This is a genomic window from Deinococcus fonticola, from assembly GCF_004634215.1.
GTDB lineage: Bacteria > Deinococcota > Deinococci > Deinococcales > Deinococcaceae > Deinococcus > Deinococcus fonticola.
In genome coordinates this window covers 70,651-86,823 of the sequence record NZ_SMMH01000001.1, presented here as the reverse complement: position 1 = coordinate 86,823, position 16,173 = coordinate 70,651, and the positions used below count along the sequence as shown (strand labels likewise).

13 protein-coding genes and 1 pseudogene are annotated in these 16,173 nt (G+C 64.2%); 5 read left to right on the top strand and 9 right to left on the bottom strand.

Annotated features, from left to right (window positions below; all coding sequences use genetic code 11):
* Window positions 1-168 precede the first annotated feature (168 nt).
* Window positions 169-393 carry a transcriptional regulator gene (locus E5Z01_RS00505; protein ID WP_119766247.1) on the top strand — a complete coding sequence of 75 codons (225 nt, stop codon included), beginning with the start codon at window positions 169-171 and terminating at the stop codon, window positions 391-393.
* 184 nt (window positions 394-577) lie between these two features.
* On the opposite strand, the gene E5Z01_RS00500 is transcribed toward E5Z01_RS00505, so the two are convergent.
* A complete protein-coding gene (locus tag E5Z01_RS00500) occupies window positions 578-1,495 on the bottom strand; it encodes a C40 family peptidase (protein ID WP_135227589.1) in 918 nt (305 codons plus the stop codon).
* A 376-nt stretch (window positions 1,496-1,871) separates the two neighbouring features.
* On the opposite strand from E5Z01_RS00500, the gene E5Z01_RS00495 reads away from it, so the two are divergent.
* Window positions 1,872-3,152: an MFS transporter gene (locus E5Z01_RS00495; protein ID WP_135227588.1), complete on the top strand. Its 1,281-nt coding sequence runs from the start codon at window positions 1,872-1,874 to the stop codon at window positions 3,150-3,152.
* Window positions 3,153-3,296: 144 nt separating this feature from the next.
* Complete coding sequence (gene pepF / locus E5Z01_RS00490; protein ID WP_135227587.1) at window positions 3,297-5,126, top strand: oligoendopeptidase F; 1,830 nt, start codon at window positions 3,297-3,299, stop codon at window positions 5,124-5,126.
* 86 nt (window positions 5,127-5,212) lie between these two features.
* Here pepF and E5Z01_RS20290 read toward each other — a convergent pair whose 3' ends face one another.
* The 4 genes and pseudogenes from E5Z01_RS20290 to E5Z01_RS00470 form a co-directional block, all read right to left on the bottom strand.
* The gene (locus E5Z01_RS20290) at window positions 5,213-5,605 is read right to left on the bottom strand and encodes a GTP-binding protein (RefSeq protein WP_338069121.1); all 393 of its coding nucleotides are present in this window, start codon (window positions 5,603-5,605) and stop codon (window positions 5,213-5,215) included.
* A gap of 54 nt (window positions 5,606-5,659) precedes the next feature.
* A pseudogene (locus tag E5Z01_RS20285) lies at window positions 5,660-6,241 on the bottom strand (CobW family GTP-binding protein); the annotation flags it as partial.
* Window positions 6,242-6,499: 258 nt separating this feature from the next.
* Entirely contained in the window at window positions 6,500-6,745 is a 246-nt protein-coding gene (rpmB, locus tag E5Z01_RS00475) for a 50S ribosomal protein L28 (protein ID WP_135227586.1), read from the bottom strand.
* Window positions 6,746-6,773: 28 nt separating this feature from the next.
* On the bottom strand, window positions 6,774-7,835 hold the full coding sequence (locus tag E5Z01_RS00470; protein WP_135227585.1) for a CobW family GTP-binding protein: 1,062 nt from the start codon (window positions 7,833-7,835) through the stop codon (window positions 6,774-6,776).
* 151 nt (window positions 7,836-7,986) lie between these two features.
* Between E5Z01_RS00470 and E5Z01_RS00465 the strand changes: the two genes are divergently transcribed.
* Together E5Z01_RS00465 and E5Z01_RS00460 are read left to right on the top strand one after the other, a co-directional pair.
* Window positions 7,987-9,633 (top strand): DNA repair protein RecN, encoded by a 1,647-nt coding sequence (locus tag E5Z01_RS00465; protein ID WP_135227584.1) that lies wholly within the window; start codon window positions 7,987-7,989, stop codon window positions 9,631-9,633.
* Window positions 9,634-9,744: 111 nt separating this feature from the next.
* Window positions 9,745-10,881 (top strand): protease complex subunit PrcB family protein, encoded by a 1,137-nt coding sequence (locus E5Z01_RS00460; RefSeq protein WP_135227583.1) that lies wholly within the window; start codon window positions 9,745-9,747, stop codon window positions 10,879-10,881.
* Window positions 10,882-10,916: 35 nt separating this feature from the next.
* On the opposite strand, the gene E5Z01_RS00455 is transcribed toward E5Z01_RS00460, so the two are convergent.
* The 4 genes from E5Z01_RS00455 to E5Z01_RS00440 form a co-directional block, all read right to left on the bottom strand.
* Complete coding sequence (locus E5Z01_RS00455; RefSeq protein ID WP_167757696.1) at window positions 10,917-11,375, bottom strand: hypothetical protein; 459 nt, start codon at window positions 11,373-11,375, stop codon at window positions 10,917-10,919.
* Complete coding sequence (locus tag E5Z01_RS00450) at window positions 11,365-11,631, bottom strand: hypothetical protein (protein WP_135227582.1); 267 nt, start codon at window positions 11,629-11,631, stop codon at window positions 11,365-11,367. Before E5Z01_RS00450 ends, E5Z01_RS00455 begins: the two co-directional genes overlap by 11 nt.
* An 88-nt stretch (window positions 11,632-11,719) precedes the next feature.
* On the bottom strand, window positions 11,720-13,222 hold the full coding sequence (gene guaB / locus E5Z01_RS00445) for an IMP dehydrogenase (protein ID WP_135227581.1): 1,503 nt from the start codon (window positions 13,220-13,222) through the stop codon (window positions 11,720-11,722).
* A gap of 205 nt (window positions 13,223-13,427) precedes the next feature.
* The gene (locus E5Z01_RS00440) at window positions 13,428-16,163 is read right to left on the bottom strand and encodes an AAA family ATPase (protein WP_135227580.1); all 2,736 of its coding nucleotides are present in this window, start codon (window positions 16,161-16,163) and stop codon (window positions 13,428-13,430) included.
* Window positions 16,164-16,173: the final 10 nt, after the last annotated feature.

Genomic DNA, 16,173 nt, shown 5'->3' with positions numbered 1-16,173 from the left:
CTCCCTATCAACAGCTGACTGTGCTGGCGCGTGTGCAGCAGACGCGTGGTACTCTACACACTCACGGCATGACCATGTTGAGCGCCCCTATGATGCGTGCTAGGCTGAGCGGCAGTTCATCCCAGCATGGTCAGGCTTTTTTGTGCGGGTGGGCGGTTCAGGAGTCACATGCCAAAAAAGGAACGCAAACGCCTACAGGTGGTGATCAGCGAGGAGCAAGACGCCTTACTGACCCGTACCGCCTATGAACTGTCCAGCCCCGAACGCCTGATCAGCAAAAGCGAAGTGGTGCGCCTGGCCATCGAGAAGATCGCCAAGGAACTGGGCGAAGGGGCGCACCTGGAAGACTACCGCGCTATCCTGGACACCGAAGCCATCAGCGACGAAGCTTAAATAGACCGCTGCCTGCGTCTCCGTGAAGGGCTACCCGATGTTTGGGTAGTCCTTCTATAGCAGGATGCAGACTGAAAGAATCAGGCCTGCGCCTGACTTGTGGCCGGAATTCGGAGAACAGCGCCAAAAAGCAAAGAAAACCGCGCGGAGGCGCGGCGTTCACAGCAGAAGTGGAGGCCAGCTTTCAAGGCCTGGAGGCCATCAGGTTGTCGGGCAGGACGCGCCTGGCCCCCAGATAGCGGGGCGCCCAGTATTTGTCGCTCAGCATGCGGTCGACCGTGACCTGCCCCCGGTAGCTGTTGGCATTGATGAAACTGTCGTTGCCAAGGTAAATCCCGACGTGGGTCACGCGGCCACCACCGGCAGTGTCGAAGAACACCAGGTCGCCGGCCTGGAGGCTGCCGACGTTCACGGGGGTGCCGACGCGGGCCTGGTCGGCACTGACGCGCGGCAACTTGATGCCCATGGGCGTGAATACCTGCAACACGAAGGCGCTGCAATCGATGCCCTTGCGGGTGTTGCCGCCGTACACGTAGGGCGTGCCCATCAGCGACATCGCGGCGTCCCGCCAGGAATTCCCACCCTGTAAGGGGGTCGGGAGGCTGGGGGCCTCGCTATCCGGCACGCTGGCGGTCACGGCAACGGGAAGTTGCGGCCCAGCGGCAGCCACGGTGGTCGGGGTGGGGGCCACGCGGGTGACGACGCTGCCGCCGGGCGTGGGGATACGCAGGCTCTGGCCGACGCTGATGGTGCCGTCCTGCGGCAACTCGTTGGCGGCCTTCAGGGCGTCCAGGCTGAGGCCATACTTGCGGGCCAGGCTGTAAAGCGTGTCGCCGGGCTGCACCACATGTGGGGGCACACCGCTGCGCACGATCACGGTCTGACCGAGCTTCAAGTCCGGGCTGCTCAGGCCGTTCAGGATCAGGAAGGCTTCCACCGTGATGCCGGCGCGGCGGGCCAGCGAGTAGGCAGTGTCGCCCTGCTGCACGGTCACGGTATCGGCACTGGCGGCGCCAGCCTGGCTCTGGGCGAAGGCCTGGCCGCACAGCAGCGCGGCGGCGGTCAGCAGGGGGAGGGTCAGACGGGCAAAGGTATGGGTCATCAGGCCTACACTCAGGGGGTTGGGCGGGCGATGCTTATGAAGCCTTCAGCAGGTCTTCAGATTCTCTTGACCTGCGTAACGTAACACGTTTCGCAATCTCTTTGCTAGCCCTCATGAAGGAAACTTCACAGTATGACAGGAGCAGCTGCGCCCGAGATCAGCCAAAAGGCGCAGGGACGATAAATAACCGCCTATCAAAAGGTTCAGAATGCTGATCGCCTGATGCATTTAGCCTGGTGTGACAGGCTTTGAAGACGGCTTAATATTGAGCGTGAAGTAAGAGCCTGCCATAAACGGTGACTGCCACCAGTCCTGTGACCCCTTACCGGCGGCGTGACAGTTGGTGAGCGCCAATCTATGCGCCTATGCTGTCGCGGTGACCGCCAGCCTCAGGAACTGGGCCGCCAGCACTTTTGCGGCCCTTCAACACCCCAATTTCCGGCGCTACTGGATTTCTCAACTGCTCTCGCTGGTGGGGTCGTGGATGCAGACGACCGCGCAGCAGTACCTGGTGCTTGAACTGACAGGCGGCAGCAGCGCGGCGCTGGGCTGGGTCACGGTGGCGCAATTCATGCCCAGCCTGCTGTTCTCTCTGTTCGCCGGGGCGGTCATTGACCGCGTGCCGCGCCGCCGGGTGCTGCTGATCACGCAGGTGGTGCTGATGTTCACGGCCCTGGCGCTGGGGATCACCACGCACCTGGGGATCGTCACCCTGCCGATGGTGCTGGGCATCGCTTTTGTGGCGGGCATGGCCAACGCTTTTGACATGCCGGCCCGCCAGAGCATGGTGGTGGATTTCGTGCCGCGCGACTCGGTGCCGAACGCAGTGGCCCTCAACAGCCTGTCTTTCAACGTGAGCCGCACAGTCGGGCAGGCCCTGTTCGGCGTGGTGGCGGCGCTGGGTGTGCGCCTGCTGGCGGGCGGCAACGAGGACAACCTCTCGCGCCTGGCCTTTCCATACTACCTGAACGTGCTGTCGTTCTTCTACGTGATCTACGTGATCGCCACGCTGCCCTTCCCGGAACGCGAAATGGCCCGCAGCGACAGCATGCTGGAAAACGTGAAGGAGGGCCTGCGTTACGTGCGCCGCACCCCCGCCGTGCGCAACGTGATGCTGCTGGTCGGTGCCCTGAGCCTCACCACTGTCAACTTCAACGTGATCATTCCTTACTTTGCCCGCGTGGTGTACGGTCAGCGCGAGGGCGGTTTCGGGCTGCTGTCCGCCGCTTTCGGCATCGGGGCAATGGCCGGGGCGCTGTGGCAGGCCAGCAAACCCAACCCGCTACGCAACCTACGCGTCGGCTCGCTAATTCTGGCGGCCAGCGCGGCCCTGCTGGCCTTTACGCCCAGCCCGCTGCTGGCGTTGCCGGTGCTGGCGGTCTGCGGGTTCGGGATGCTGTCCCTGCTGGTCAGCGCCAACAGCACCGTGCAGCTCAGCATCCCCGACGAGCTGCGCGGGCGCGTCATGAGCCTGTACACCTTCGTGCTGGCCGGCATGGGGCCGCCCGGAGCCCTGATCGCCAGTAAGCTGATCAGCCGCGAGTGGGTGCTGGGGCCGCGCTGGGGCCTGGTCACGCTGGCGGGCCTGGGCCTGGCTGCCACCCTGCTGCTGTGGCGTCACCTGCCGCGCTCCTTTCCGAACGTGAAACGGCCATAGCGCGCGAAAGTTTCAGAGGCCGGGAAAAACATGAGGGGGTGAAGCCCAGGTGGCGCCCGCTCAGTGCCGGCGAAGTGACTGCCTGTTCATCAGGCTGTTCATCAGAAATCAGCAGCCAGCCGCTCTTTTTGCTAGCCTCTGGACATGACTCAACATCAGGCGAAGGGGCTGCCCCGCCGGGCAGACGCTGCGAAGGATCAGACGTGGGACATCGAGGCCATCTACGCCGGCACGGCGGCGTGGGAGGAGGCCAGCCAGGGCCTGCCGGGCAAGATTGCCGGCCTGGCCGAGCACGCCGGGAAACTGGGCACGCCTGAAGGGCTGCTGGCCTACCTGAACGCCGCCGACGCGGTGGAAGTGGAACTGGCGAAAGTGATGAATTACGCCTCCATGGGCGCCAGCGTGGACGGCAAGGACGCGGAAGCCGCCGCCCGACGTGACCGCTCGGTGGGCCTGGCCTCGCAGTACAGCAGCACGACTGCTTTTGCCCGGCCGGAACTGCTGGCGCTGGACGAGCAGAAGCTGCGCGGCTGGCTGGACACCCCGGAATTCAGGGATCAGCAGGTGCGCCTGTCGCGCATTCTGCGCAATAAACCGCACGTGCGTTCCGCCGAAGTCGAGGCGCTGCTGGGCGCGGTGCAGGCCCCTTTCGCGTCCGAGCGTGGAATTCACCCGGCGCTGGCGAACATGGACCTGGATTTCGGGAAGGCCGGGGGGCAGAAGGTCACGCAGGGGAACGTGGACGCCCTGACCTCCAGCGAAGACCGCGAGGTGCGCCGTGAAGCGTGGGAGAACTACGCCGACGCGCACCTGGCCGCCAAGCACAGTCAGGCTGCCATGTACGCCACGAACGTGCGGCAGAACGTCTTTCTGGCCCGCGCCCGCCACTACCCGGACGCCATCAGCGCCAGCCTCGCGCCCGACAACATCCCCACCGCCGTGGTGACCACGCTGCTGGACACCTACCGCCGCAACACGCCCATCTGGCACCGTTACTGGAACGTGCGCAGGGCCTGGCTGAAACTGCCCGAGCTGCGCGAGTACGACGTGAAAGCCGCGCTGGTGCCGCGCCGCCACGTGAGCTACGGGCAGGCGGTGGACTGGATCGCCGGTGGCATGGCTCCGCTGGGCCAGGACTACGTGAATGAGATGGTCAAAGGCCTGACCACTGAGCGCTGGGTGGATTACGTCGAAAACGAGGGCAAACGCCAGGGCGCCTACAGCACGAGCGGCGGCATGGTCAAACCCTTCATTTTCATGACCTGGAACGACACCATGTTCAGCTACAGCACCCTGGCGCACGAGATCGGCCACTCCATGCACTCGTGGCTGTCCAGTTTCCAGAAGCCCTTCAGCATCCCGCGCTACACCCTCTTTCATGCCGAGGTCGCCAGCAACTTCAACCAGGCCATGAGCCGCAAGCATCTGCTAAGGCAAGCCCGCGAGGCCGGCGACACCGAATTCGAGGTGCAGATCATCGAGGAGGCGCTGAGCAACTTCCACCGTTACTTCTTCATCATGCCCACCCTGGCCGCCTTCGAGCTGGAATGCTACAGGCGCATCGAGGCCGGCAGCAGCCTCAGCGCCCCGGACATGATCAACCTGATGGCCGACCTGCTGAAAGAGGGCTACGGCGACGGCGTGAGCATGGATCACGACCGCAGCGGCAGCCTGTGGATGCAGTTTTCCACGCACCTGTATGCCAACTTCTACGCCTACCAGTACGCGACCGGCATTAGCGCCGCGCACCAGCTGCTGGAAATGTTCGACCGTGACCCGCAGGCCGCCCAGGAAAATTATCTGCGCTTCCTGAAATCCGGCGGTGAACTCGACCCCATCGAAGCCCTGAAGGAAGCGGGCGTGGACATGCTGACCCCGGAGCCCGTGGAGGCGACCTTCCGCACGCTGGAAGGGTACGTGGACAGGCTGGAAGAACTGCTGCAACAACGCGAACAGAACCAGCCGAAGAATTGATCCTTATCCGTCTGTTTCGTTAAACACACCGCAACCCGCTTCGCTCGGATTGACTCACTTCGTCAGCGATTCAATCCGAGTCCGTGTTATCTCTCAGCCGCCACGCCAGTCCTTGCCAGCGGGTTTGACGGCTGAAAAGTGAGCGCCCGCGCAAAAAACTCGCGTTCTTCACTGCGGTTCAGGTCACGACCGATCACGACCAGCTGGCAGGTGTTGTCGCGGGGTTGGCCGGTGGGCTCAATGGTCATGACATCCCGGACGGCCTGCACCAGCAGCCGCTCGGGGTGGGCGTCCAGACTCAGGTGGCCTTTGACACGCAGCACGTGTCCAGGGCGCGTGACAATGCGTTCGGTCAGCGCCTGCCAGCCCCACAGCGACAGGCACTGATCGGCTTCCAGCGTGAACGATTTCAGGCCGGGCGTGTGATTGGTCTGCACGGGCGGGGGGATCCAGTGCTCGTCGAAACCATGCAGATTCATGATCTCGTGGGCATTCACCGAGGCGTGCTGGGTGGAAAGAATCCTGGCCAGAGGTTGCAGCCCGGCCGCCACACGCATGGCGGTGTCCAGCCCCTGCGGGGTCACCTGGTCACTCTTATTCAGCACGATAGCCGTCGCGTAGGCCAGTTGTAGCGCCACTTCCGGATTCTCGGTCAGGGCGCTCACCAGTGTACGGGCGTCCGCCACCGTCACCAGGCCGTCCAGCGCGAACACGCGCCTCACGTCCGGGTCGAGGAGCGTGTGCAGGACGGGGACTGGATCGGCCACGCCACTCAACTCGATCAGGACGTGCTCGGGAGGGCCTCACTCCTGTTGCGCCCGGTAGGCCAGCGCGACCAGGGCGCGAATCAGGTCGTCCCGGCCCGAGCAGCACAGGCACCCGGCGGTCAATTCCTGCACGTCGTCCGTGAGTGACTCGATGAGGCCGCCGTCCACACCCAACTTGCCGAATTCGTTGACGATCACGCCGACGCGCTTCGGGGTCTGGCGCAGCAGGTGGTTGACCAGCGTCGTTTTGCCGGCCCCCAGAAAACCGCCGATGACGGTGATAGGGATGCGTTGACCTGATACAGGGCTTCCCCCAGCGCCTTCATTGGTGCGTGTGCGTTCCGTCATGGTTGACCTCCGGCCATTCTGTGAGTCCATTTTTTTTGCAGGCGGTTCAGAGAGTGTCTGAATCGCCTGCTCTACGTTCCAGTACCACCCGGTTGGCCTTATGGCTTCTGGGCCGTGCAATCGAAGTCAGTCTTGGAGCAGGTCTCCGAATTCCGTCATACGTGTAATGACTTCTATATGACTCCATTCTTCGTTCTGCTCGTCTGAATTCACTCGCGCCGCTCGGACAAAAAGCACTCCATTCTTTTGTCCAATGTTCTAAACGAGTTCAATGCCGGAAAATCCGCCCTTGGCCAGGGTACGCAGGGCGTTCGCGCTGAACCACACGCGCTTGACCTGGCCGTTTTCACGGATAAATTTCTTCTGGAGATTGGCTTTCTGAGTGCGTCTGGTGATGCCGGTGGTCTTGCGGCCCACACCCCCGTCGGCACGGGCTTTCCCCCGGCGAATGACCGAGTTGACGACTTTGTTCTTCTTGCCTGTCAGGTAACATTCTCTACTCATTGCTCTCTACCTTCCTTTGGAACCGGGGTCAGTGAATCTCGGCGATTTCCTTTGCCAGGGCGCTGTTCAGCATGGCTTCCAGTTGCTGAACATCCAGTTGCTGGCCGATAAACACGATTTCGCTGAAGGCCTGGCTGGGGTCGTTCCACATGCCCGCCTGTTCCAGGGCCAGTTGCCGCCCGGTGTGATTCCACAGGGTGGCGACGCCGTCCCCGAAATTGACCCACCCTTTGCTGCGAATAATGTTGCGTGGCAGGCCCTTGACGAGCACCTCGTGGAAACGGTCGGCATCGAAGGGAAGGTCGCTGCGGTAAATGTACGTCCCCAGACCGAACTCCTCGCTTTCGGGCGTGTGCTCCTGCTCCAGTTCCTCCATCCAGGCGTCCATCTGCATGCTGGCTTCCACATCGAAGAGGCCGACGTTCAAGACTTCCTCGGCCGGCACCTGCCCTTTCGCGGCCTCGATGATGCGGGCGCGGGGATTGGTGATGCCCAGCAGTTCCCTGAGTTGCCGGATGTCCTCGGGCTTCGCCAGATCAGTCTTGTTCAGCACCACGATGTCCGCGAATTCCAGTTGCTCGGCCAGCAGTTCACCGAACCCGCGATCCTGGTCGTCGCCGGGGATGGCGTCCTGGCGGTTCCACAGATCGAAGAACTGGTGGCTGTCGACCACGGTGATCATGCCGTCCACGTGAACACGGCCCACCAGGTTCGGAATTTCAGGGTCGAGTTCCAGTTCCTCGGGGGTCAGGCAGAAGCTCTGGGCGATGGGCAGGGGCTCACCGATACCGGTGCTTTCGATCAGGATGTAATCGAGTTTCCGTTCGCTCAGAAGTCTGTCCACGGCTTGCAGCAGGTCACCGCGCAGGGTGCAGCAGATGCAGCCGTTGCTGAGTTCGATAGTTTCCTCGTCGGTCTTGACGACCAGACTGGCGTCGAGGTTGACCGCACCGAATTCGTTGACGATGACGGCGATTTTGCGGCCCTCGCTTTGCCGCAGCAGGTGGTTGAGAAGGGTGGTTTTGCCCGCGCCGAGAAAGCCGCACAGCACTGTGATGGGAATGGAGGCCCAGTCTTGAAAGTCTGACATTACTGATAATGATAATTCATTCTCAATTTATTGACAAGTTCGGAGTCTCGGCTGCCGCCGTCATCCCTGCCAGCCAGGGGCAGAAGCCCAGAGGGAACGGTAAGGTGCAGAAGTACAGTCAACATTTTCTGCCCACAGTAAACTGCGTGTCGTGACCCGTCAGGCCCGCAGTTCGAAACCCAAGTCCAAACCGCCGAAAGTGACCGCCAGCCCGCGCCTCTCGCAACTGGAGGTGCGTAACCTGGCGACCATTCCCGAATTGACGCTGCACCTGGGAGAAGGCTTTTGCGCGTTCACCGGCGAGACCGGCGCGGGCAAAAGCATCATCGTGGACGCACTGGGCCTGCTGCTGGGCGGGCGGGCCAACAGTGACCTGATCCGCACCGGCGCCGATGACCTGCTGGTGACGGGCTTCTGGGGCGAGGAGTCCGCGAGCCGCCGCGTGAGTGCCGCCGGGCGCGGCAATGCCCGGCTGGACGGCGAGGTCGTCAGCGTGCGCGAGTTGCAGGAGTGGGCGCAGGGGCGGCTCACCATTCACTGGCAGCACTCGGCGGTCAGCCTGCTGAGCCCGGCGAACCAGCGGGCGCTGCTGGACCGGCGCGTGGCGCAGGAAGCGCAGGCCTACGCAGCCGCCTTTACAGCGTGGCGGGAAGCCGATACACGCCTGGAAACCCTGCGAGCAAACGAGCGTGAACGGGCGCGGCAACTCGACCTGCTGCGCTTCCAGAGTCAGGAAATCGCGGAGGTGGCCCCGCAGCCCGGCGAGGAAGAACCCCTGAACGCCGAACTGACGCGCCTGGCGAACCTGCACACCATCGCCTCGGCGGCGGCGGGCGGGCTGGACTTGCTGAGCGACGGCGACATGAACGCCTCAGCGCTGCTCGCGGAGGCCATTCGCGCCCTGAACAGCGGCGCGAAGTACGACGAGAACACCGGGCAGTTGCAGAACGAACTGCGCGAGGCGCTGGAAGCCGTGCAGGCGGTGGTGTCCGAGTTGCGCGACACGGCCGAGCAGAGCGCCCCGGATCCCGAGCAACTGGCGACGGTGGAAGCCCGCCTGGCCGCACTGAACAAGTTGCGGCACAAGTACGGCCCGACGCTGGAGGACGTGCTGGAGTTCCACGCAAAAGTCGAGGAGGAACTCTCCAGCCTGGAAAAAGACGAGCAGGACGCCGGCACCCTGCAGGACGAGGTGGAGGCCCTGCACGCCGAACTGCTGAAGGTGGGGGCCAGGCTCGACCAGGCCCGTGAGCGCGAAGCCGGCCCGCTGGCCGGGCAGCTGCTGGCGGTCATCCGGGAACTGGGGATGCCGCACGCCCGCATGGAGTTTCGCCTCTCCTCCACTCCCTCACCCACCGCACACGGCCTGAGCGACGTGACCCTGCTGTTCAACGCCAACCCCGGCGAGGCCCTGGCCGGCCTGGCGGACGTGGCCTCGGGCGGCGAGCTGTCCCGCGTGATGCTGGCCATCAGCACCGTGCTTGGCGCGGACACCCCCTGCGTGGTGTTCGACGAGGTGGACGCCGGCATCGGCGGCACGGCGGCGCAGGCGGTGGCGGCGCAACTGGCGCGCCTGGCCGAGGAAAGGCAGGTGCTGGTGGTGACCCACCTGGCGCAGATCGCGGCCCGTGCCCATCATCATTTCAAGGTGGAAAAAGGGGTCGAGAACGGCCGCACCGTCAGCCGCGTACGCCTGCTGGGCGAAGCCGAGCGCCTGGACGAAATTGCCCGCATGCTCAGCGGCAACACCAGCGAGGCCGCCCTGACCCACGCCCGCGAATTGCTGGCGACGAGATAAAACCACGGGCTCTGGGCCAGAGAAGCGCCCGGCTCCCGTCTTGCCTTTTCTGAAGGTGAATTAAGCTGTGGGTTAAGTGTGCGGTCAGTCCTGCAGCATAAGCTGACGGTCATGACGACAACGGTAAAGTCCCGCCTCAGTCTGGCGGTCATGGCCCTGGGCACGGCCCTGCTGGCGGGGTGCACGGCGACCGGCCCCAGCAACCTGCGCGTTCACGAGGTGGCGCTGTCGGGCGGGGCCAACCAGCGCATCGCCTGGGTGTACGGCACGCTGAGCGGCCCGAGCAGCTCCCTGAAACTGAACGGCAATACGCTGGAAGTGCGCCCACAGGTGCAGGACGACCTGAGCACACCCGGCAGCCTGAGTGTGAACGGCAAGGCCACCTATCAGGTGAACACCGCGTCCTCGGCACAGAAGCTCTCGGTGACGCGGGACGCGTCCGGACGCTTCAACGTAACCGCCATGAACAGCGCCTCGCTGCTGGCGGTGTATTACACCGACGGCACGAACTGGTGGAAACTGAACGGTCTGTCCGGGCCGGTGGGTGCGGTGCCCACCAGCGGACTGCGCGGCGCGGGGCAACTCACGGACGATGAAGGGGACGCCCTGGCCCGCGCCCTGGACGGTCAGGGCAGCCTGGCGGTGGCGGTCTTGAACGAAAACCCGACGCCGCTCAGCGTCGAGCCGAAACCCACCGAACACCGCATGACTTCGCTTTATGTGCTGCCCGGCATTCGAACCACCACAGGCGGCACGACAGGAACGGTGACCATGAACCCAGACTCCTCGAACACAGGCTCCTCGAACACAGGCTCCTCGAACACAGGCTCCTCGAACACAGGCAACTCCAGACCCTCCGGCCCGGCGGCGGGCTTCACCGAAGTGGCGCGCGGCGCAAACGCCAGGGTCGACGACCCCACGGTACGGATCGCCACGACCACCGCCGAACTGGGCGAAATTTACCGCCTGGCTTACGGCAACCAGAGCAGCCCGCCCACCCCCACCCCCCTGAACAACGAAACCGCCGTGGCGGTGTTTATCGGTCAGCGCACCACGGGTGGCTACGGCGTCAGGGTGGAACGCGTGGTCGCCAGCGGCGGCACCCTGAACGTCACGGTGGCCATTCAGGCCCCGCAGGCTGGCATGATCACCACGCAGGCACTGACCAGTCCGTGGGTGCTGGTGAAGGTGCCGGGCCTCTTCACGCAGGTGAATGTGGTCGATACGGCGGGCCAACCGCTGCCCTGAACTTCCCTGAAAGCCGCCCGCTAATCCACCAAAATTCAGCGGGCGGCTTTCAGAAAATTCTTCAGCACGCCTTGCAGGCCCTCCAGCAAGCTGCGGCTGCGCAGCAGGCTGACAAGTTCCCGCGTGGCGCGGTGCTCATCGCCTTGCAGCGCATCCGTGAGGCTCTCCAGCACTTTGGGATGAAGTTTGCCGCGCTGGAACAGCAGTTGCTCCAGGCAATCGCGCACGGGCAGGCGCGACAGCAGTTCACCATCGAAATTGACGATTTCAATGACGGCGTTCCCTTCCCGGTCGGATTCCAGCAGTGTGTGTAGCGGCGTGTCCTGCCGGCGACTGATCTGTTCGATGGTGGGCAGCAGCGCGTTCACGAGGTTCACGGCCAGGCTGCGGCCCAGCAGGATCACGCGCTCCTGATCTTCCAGGGTGACCGGCAACAGTTGCATCAGGCGGCGCGACAGGCGGTCGCCTTCTTCGAGGAGCAATTCAGAGGTCACGCACGACCCGCGAGCCGATCAGTTTCATGACGGCCTGCTCGGCTTCCTCACGCGAAGGAAAGGTCAAGACAGGAATCAGTTGGCCCTGGAAATACGCCGCCAGCTCGAACATTCCCGTGCTCTCGTGCAATTCCTCCAGCAAGCCTTCACCGTGTGCTGAACCCACCGCCCGGAGTTGCGGGCGAACCATCAGACCATCCACGCGGTCAACATTGATCCAGACACTCTCGCCCTCGACTTGCAGGAACTGATTCATCAGGCTTCAGTGTAGCGTAACCCCAATGCAGGCCAGCAACGACAAAGGGAGGCGCGGCGGCCTCCCCTGTTTCTTGTCCTCTGTTCTCTCAGCGTCCGCCGTAGTTGGGCGCTTCCTTGGTGATGGTGACGCTGTGGGGGTGGCTTTCGATGAGGCTGGCGCCCGTGATGCGAACGAACTGCGCGGTGTCACGCAGCGTTTGCAGGTCGGGGGCGCCGCAGTACCCCATGCTGGATTTCAGGCCGCCCACGAACTGGTACACCACCTCGCCCGCTGTGCCTTTGTACGCCACGATGCCTTCGATGCCTTCCGGCACGAACTTGCGGCTGCCGGACTGAAAGTAACGGTCAGCGCTGCCCTGATCCATGGCGCCGAGGCTGCCCATGCCCCGGTACGACTTGTAGCGCCTGCCGTCGCGCAGAATCGTTTCACCGGGAGACTCGTCCGTCCCGGCCAGCATGCTGCCCATCATCACGACGTTAGCCCCGGCGGCCAGGGCTTTCGGCACGTCGCCGGTCTGCTTGATGCCACCGTCGGCGACGACGGGAATGCCCGCTTCCATCGCGGCGGCACTCGCCTCGAAAATCGCGGTGATCTGCGGCACGCCCACCCCGGTGACCACGCGGGTGGTGCAGATGCTGCCCGGCCCGATGCCCACCTTCACGGCGTCTGCGCCCGCCAGAATCAGGTCTCTGGCGCCTACCCGCGTGGCGATGTTCCCGGCGATCACGTCGATGTCGAAGTTGTCCTTCACTTTTTGCAGGGCGTTCAGAATGCCCTGGCTGTGCCCGTGGGCAGAATCGAGCACCAGCACGTCCGCCCCGGCATTGACCAGCGCCCCGGCCCGGTCGAGCAGATCGGCGCTGACGCCAATCGCCGCCGCCACGCGCAGGCGGCCCAGGTCGTCCTTGGCGGCGTTCGGGTACTTCACGCGCTTGTTGAGGTCCTTGATGGTGATCAGGCCGCGCAGCATCCCCTGCCCGTCGGTGACGAGGAGCTTCTCGATGCGGTTGCGTTTGAACATCTCGTGCGCCTGCTCCAGCGTGGTGCCGACCGGAACGGTGACCAGGTTCTCGTGCGTCATGACGTCGCGGATGGGCGTGCTCAGGTCGTCCACGAACCGCATGTCCCTGTTGGTGATGATGCCCAGCAGTTTCCCCGCGGGGTCGGTCACGGGAACGCCGCTGATCTTGTACTCGCCCATCAGCCGGTCGGCGTCCCCAACCGTCGCGTGCGGCGGCAGGGTGATCGGGTCGACGATCATGCCGCTCTCGCTGCGCTTCACCTTGCGAACCATCTCGGCCTGCGCGTCGATGGGCATGTTCTTGTGAATCACGCCGATGCCGCCCTCGCGGGCCATCGCCACGGCCATCGCGGTCTCGGTCACGGTGTCCATCGCGGCGGAAACAAATGGAATATTCAGGCGAATGCGGCGCGTGAGCTGCGCCGAGACGTTCACCTCGTGCGGCAGCACCAGACTGTGCCGCGGCTGGAGCAGCACATCATCGAAGGTAATGCCTTCCTGGCCAAACTTGTACTGGTAACGGTCTTCCTGACTCGACACGGACGCGGGGGCAACGGGCGCACTCATGCACCGCAGTGTACGGGGTCGGCCCGCCTGAGAATGTCATTCGTCCAGCCGATAGAAACGACAGAGGCGACAAGACTCCTCTGATTCTTCCAGTAAATCCCGGTGATAGCAGGAAATCTACCATCGTCCCGTCCCCGGCACAGACCCACAATCACCCGATCAGATTCCTGAAGTCAGCGTGACAGCCATCACATCGCCAGGAGCTCTACCCGTCCAGCCGTTGCACGTGGCTGCCCGCAATGCTTTTCGTGACCAGCAGGCGACTCGGCAACCTTTCCGACAGGCTTTCGACGTGAGTGACGATGCCCACCATGCGGCCCTGCGTGCGGAGACTTTCGAGGGCGCCGGCCACAGCCTCCAGGGCCTGCGGGTCGAGCGTGCCGAACCCCTCGTCGAGGAACAGGGCCCCCAGAATCTTGTTTCCGGCCAGGTAATCGGACAGGGCAATGGCGAGTGAGAGGGAGGCCAGGAAGGTTTCGCCGCCGGACAGGGTTTTCACGCCGCGCACTTCCCCGGCGTTCCAGAGGTCTTGCACCACGTAATCCTGATCCTGCAAGGCCAGGCGGTAGCGGCCGTCGCTGATCTCGTGCAGCAGAATGCCGGCGCGGGTCAGCAGTTGCGCTTCGACTTCAGCGAGCAGGAACTGCTGGAACTCGTTGGCTTTGAGGGTGTTCGTCAGGGTCTGCCAGGTGTCGTAGGTGCGTGAGACAGCGGCGGCTTTCGCTTCGATTTCGCCTTTGCGTTTCAGGCGTTCCTGGGCCTGCCGGAACTGCTCGGCGAGGCGTCCGGCGCGCTCGCGGGCGGCGTTCAGGGCGGCGTCGGTGGCGGTCAGGTCGCGTGCCACCTGATCGAGCTGCGCCGGATCGAAGGGGGCCACACCCAGTTGCCGGTCCAGTTCCGCCAGGGCCTCACGCAGTTGCGCGCGCTGGGCGGTGTGCGTGCGGGCGGCTTCTTCCAGCGCCGTGATGTCCTGCTCGGGCAGGGCGGCGGCGCGGGCCTGGGCGGCGTCCATCTGGAGCGCGGCCAGCGAAGCCGTCAGTTTCTCCTGGGTGTGCTGCCAGTCGGCCTCGCGCCGCGCGGCGCTGCCCTGGGCGGCGCTCAGGGTGGCGTTCGCAGCGGCGGCCTCGCCCCCGGCCCGCGTCAGGTTGTTCTGCGCGTCCCCAATGGCCTTGCGGATGCCCTGAATCTGGCCCTGAAGGTGGCGGCGTTGCCCGGCCGGGTCACTGCCAGCGCGGCGCACCTGCGCGGCCAGCCCAGCCATCAGGCGCAGCGCCTCGGTCTGCGGGTCGCCCTGAATGCGGGACTCGGCCATTTTCATGCCCTGCTCGTCCTGCACCAGTTGCGCTTCGGTATCGTTCAGGGCCGCAGCGCGTTCCTCAGTCGTCTTGCGCAGGTGGTTCAATTCCACCTGTATTTCCTTATACCTGAGTTTCCGACCATCCAGTTCAGCTTTCGCGGTTGCTTCTGCCCTTTCCAAGTCCTCCAGTTTCACACCGCCACCCGAAGGGACTTCATGGACAATTTGCAGGCACAGCGGGCAGGGTTCACCTTCATGCAAGTGAGCGCGGTGAACCATCACCCCAGCAAGTCGCATCGCTTCTTTTAATTCCGCTTCCGCTGCCAGATGAGCAGCCCTGGCCGTTTTCCCCTCGTTCTGCACGCGTTCCTGTTCAAGTTCCAGTTGCTGCAACGAAACCAACTCGGTTTTCTGCGTTTCCTTGAGGGAATCCAGGCCCAGGCGACGAGCAGTCAATTGAAGCCGTTCCTGCTTCAGTTTCGCCAGTTTGTCGGCGGCTTCCTTTGCGGTGTAGAAGGCGTCTTCGTCCCACGGCAGGGGGTTGGGGTGTGTGGTCTGCGGCGTACCCCCGGCGCGTTTCAGGCGGCTGGCATCGGCCTCGGCGCCCTTCAGGGCGTCGGCCTGCGCTTCCAGCTCCGGGATGCGGTCTTCCTGGGCCTGTGCGGCCTTCAGGGCCTGCTCGGCCTGCGCCAGTTTGCGCCCCGCCGCTTCGGCCTGGGCCTGCGCCCGCGTGAGTTCCCGGGCCTCGCGCTCGTGGGCGATGCGGGCGCGTTCTGCGGCGTCCAGCAGGGGCAGCACGCCCGCTACTTTGCGCGCCCGCTCGGCCCGGAGGGCGCCCGCCTGAATGTCGGCGGCGCGCGCTTCCAGCACGTTCAGGCGCCGCCGGGTGTCCTCTTTTTGCCGCCAGACTTTCTCGATGTCCCGCAGGCGCGTCAGGTTCGTCTGCAACTGCTCGCGCGTGTCAGTCAGGCGCCCGGCTTCCGCGTCCGTTCGCTCGCGTTCGGTGCGAATGGCCGCCAGGGCCTCGGCGGTCACATCGGCATACTCGCTGTGCAGCACGCTGTTCAGGCTCTGCGACTCGTGCTTGAGTTCTTTGGCCCGGTCAGACGCCACGCGCTGCATGTTCGCCACATGATCCAGCCCCGTGAGTTCCCCCAGCAGTTGCTGCCGGTCTTTCCCGCTGCCATGCAGAAGTTTCGAGAATTCGCCCTGCGGCAACATCACGCTGCGGCGGAAGGTGTTGAAGTCCAGTCCCACCGTCCTGCGAATGCGCTCGGAAATGCCTTTTGCGCCGCCATCGGAGAGGTTCGTCCAGCGCCCGTCGTCGTCCAGGCGCTCGAAGCGCACCTCGTTCTCCGCCTGCTTGCGCCCCTTCGTGCGCGACGCCCGGAACGTTTGTCCGCCCACTTCGAAGGTCAACGAGACACTCAGGCCCCGCTCCCCCTGCGAGATCAGCGCGTCCAGACCCGACGCCCCCAGCCGCGCCGTCTGCCCGAACAGGGCGAAGGTCATGGCATCCAGCAAACTGCTCTTGCCGCTCCCCGTCGGCCCCACCAGCGCGAACAGTTCAAGGTCATTAAAATCCAGTTCCGTTAACTGACGGAAAGCCGTGAAACCCTGAAGATCGAGTCTCAGCGGACGCATGAGAACCCCC

Excerpts from the sequence above, each read along its gene's own strand:
- E5Z01_RS20290 (WP_338069121.1), bottom strand. The coding sequence starts at position 5,605 with ATGAATCTGCATGGTTTCGACGAGCACTGGATCCCCCCGCCCGTGCAG.
- E5Z01_RS00460 (WP_135227583.1), top strand. The coding sequence starts at position 9,745 with ATGACGACAACGGTAAAGTCCCGCCTCAGTCTGGCGGTCATGGCCCTG.
- E5Z01_RS00450 (WP_135227582.1), bottom strand. The coding sequence starts at position 11,631 with ATGAATCAGTTCCTGCAAGTCGAGGGCGAGAGTGTCTGGATCAATGTT.
- guaB (WP_135227581.1), bottom strand. The coding sequence starts at position 13,222 with ATGAGTGCGCCCGTTGCCCCCGCGTCCGTGTCGAGTCAGGAAGACCGT.
- E5Z01_RS00505 (WP_119766247.1), top strand. The coding sequence starts at position 169 with ATGCCAAAAAAGGAACGCAAACGCCTACAGGTGGTGATCAGCGAGGAG.
- E5Z01_RS00470 (WP_135227585.1), bottom strand. The coding sequence starts at position 7,835 with ATGTCAGACTTTCAAGACTGGGCCTCCATTCCCATCACAGTGCTGTGC.
- pepF (WP_135227587.1), top strand. The coding sequence starts at position 3,297 with ATGACTCAACATCAGGCGAAGGGGCTGCCCCGCCGGGCAGACGCTGCG.
- E5Z01_RS00440 (WP_135227580.1), bottom strand. The coding sequence starts at position 16,163 with ATGCGTCCGCTGAGACTCGATCTTCAGGGTTTCACGGCTTTCCGTCAG.
- E5Z01_RS00500 (WP_135227589.1), bottom strand. The coding sequence starts at position 1,495 with ATGACCCATACCTTTGCCCGTCTGACCCTCCCCCTGCTGACCGCCGCC.
- rpmB (WP_135227586.1), bottom strand. The coding sequence starts at position 6,745 with ATGAGTAGAGAATGTTACCTGACAGGCAAGAAGAACAAAGTCGTCAAC.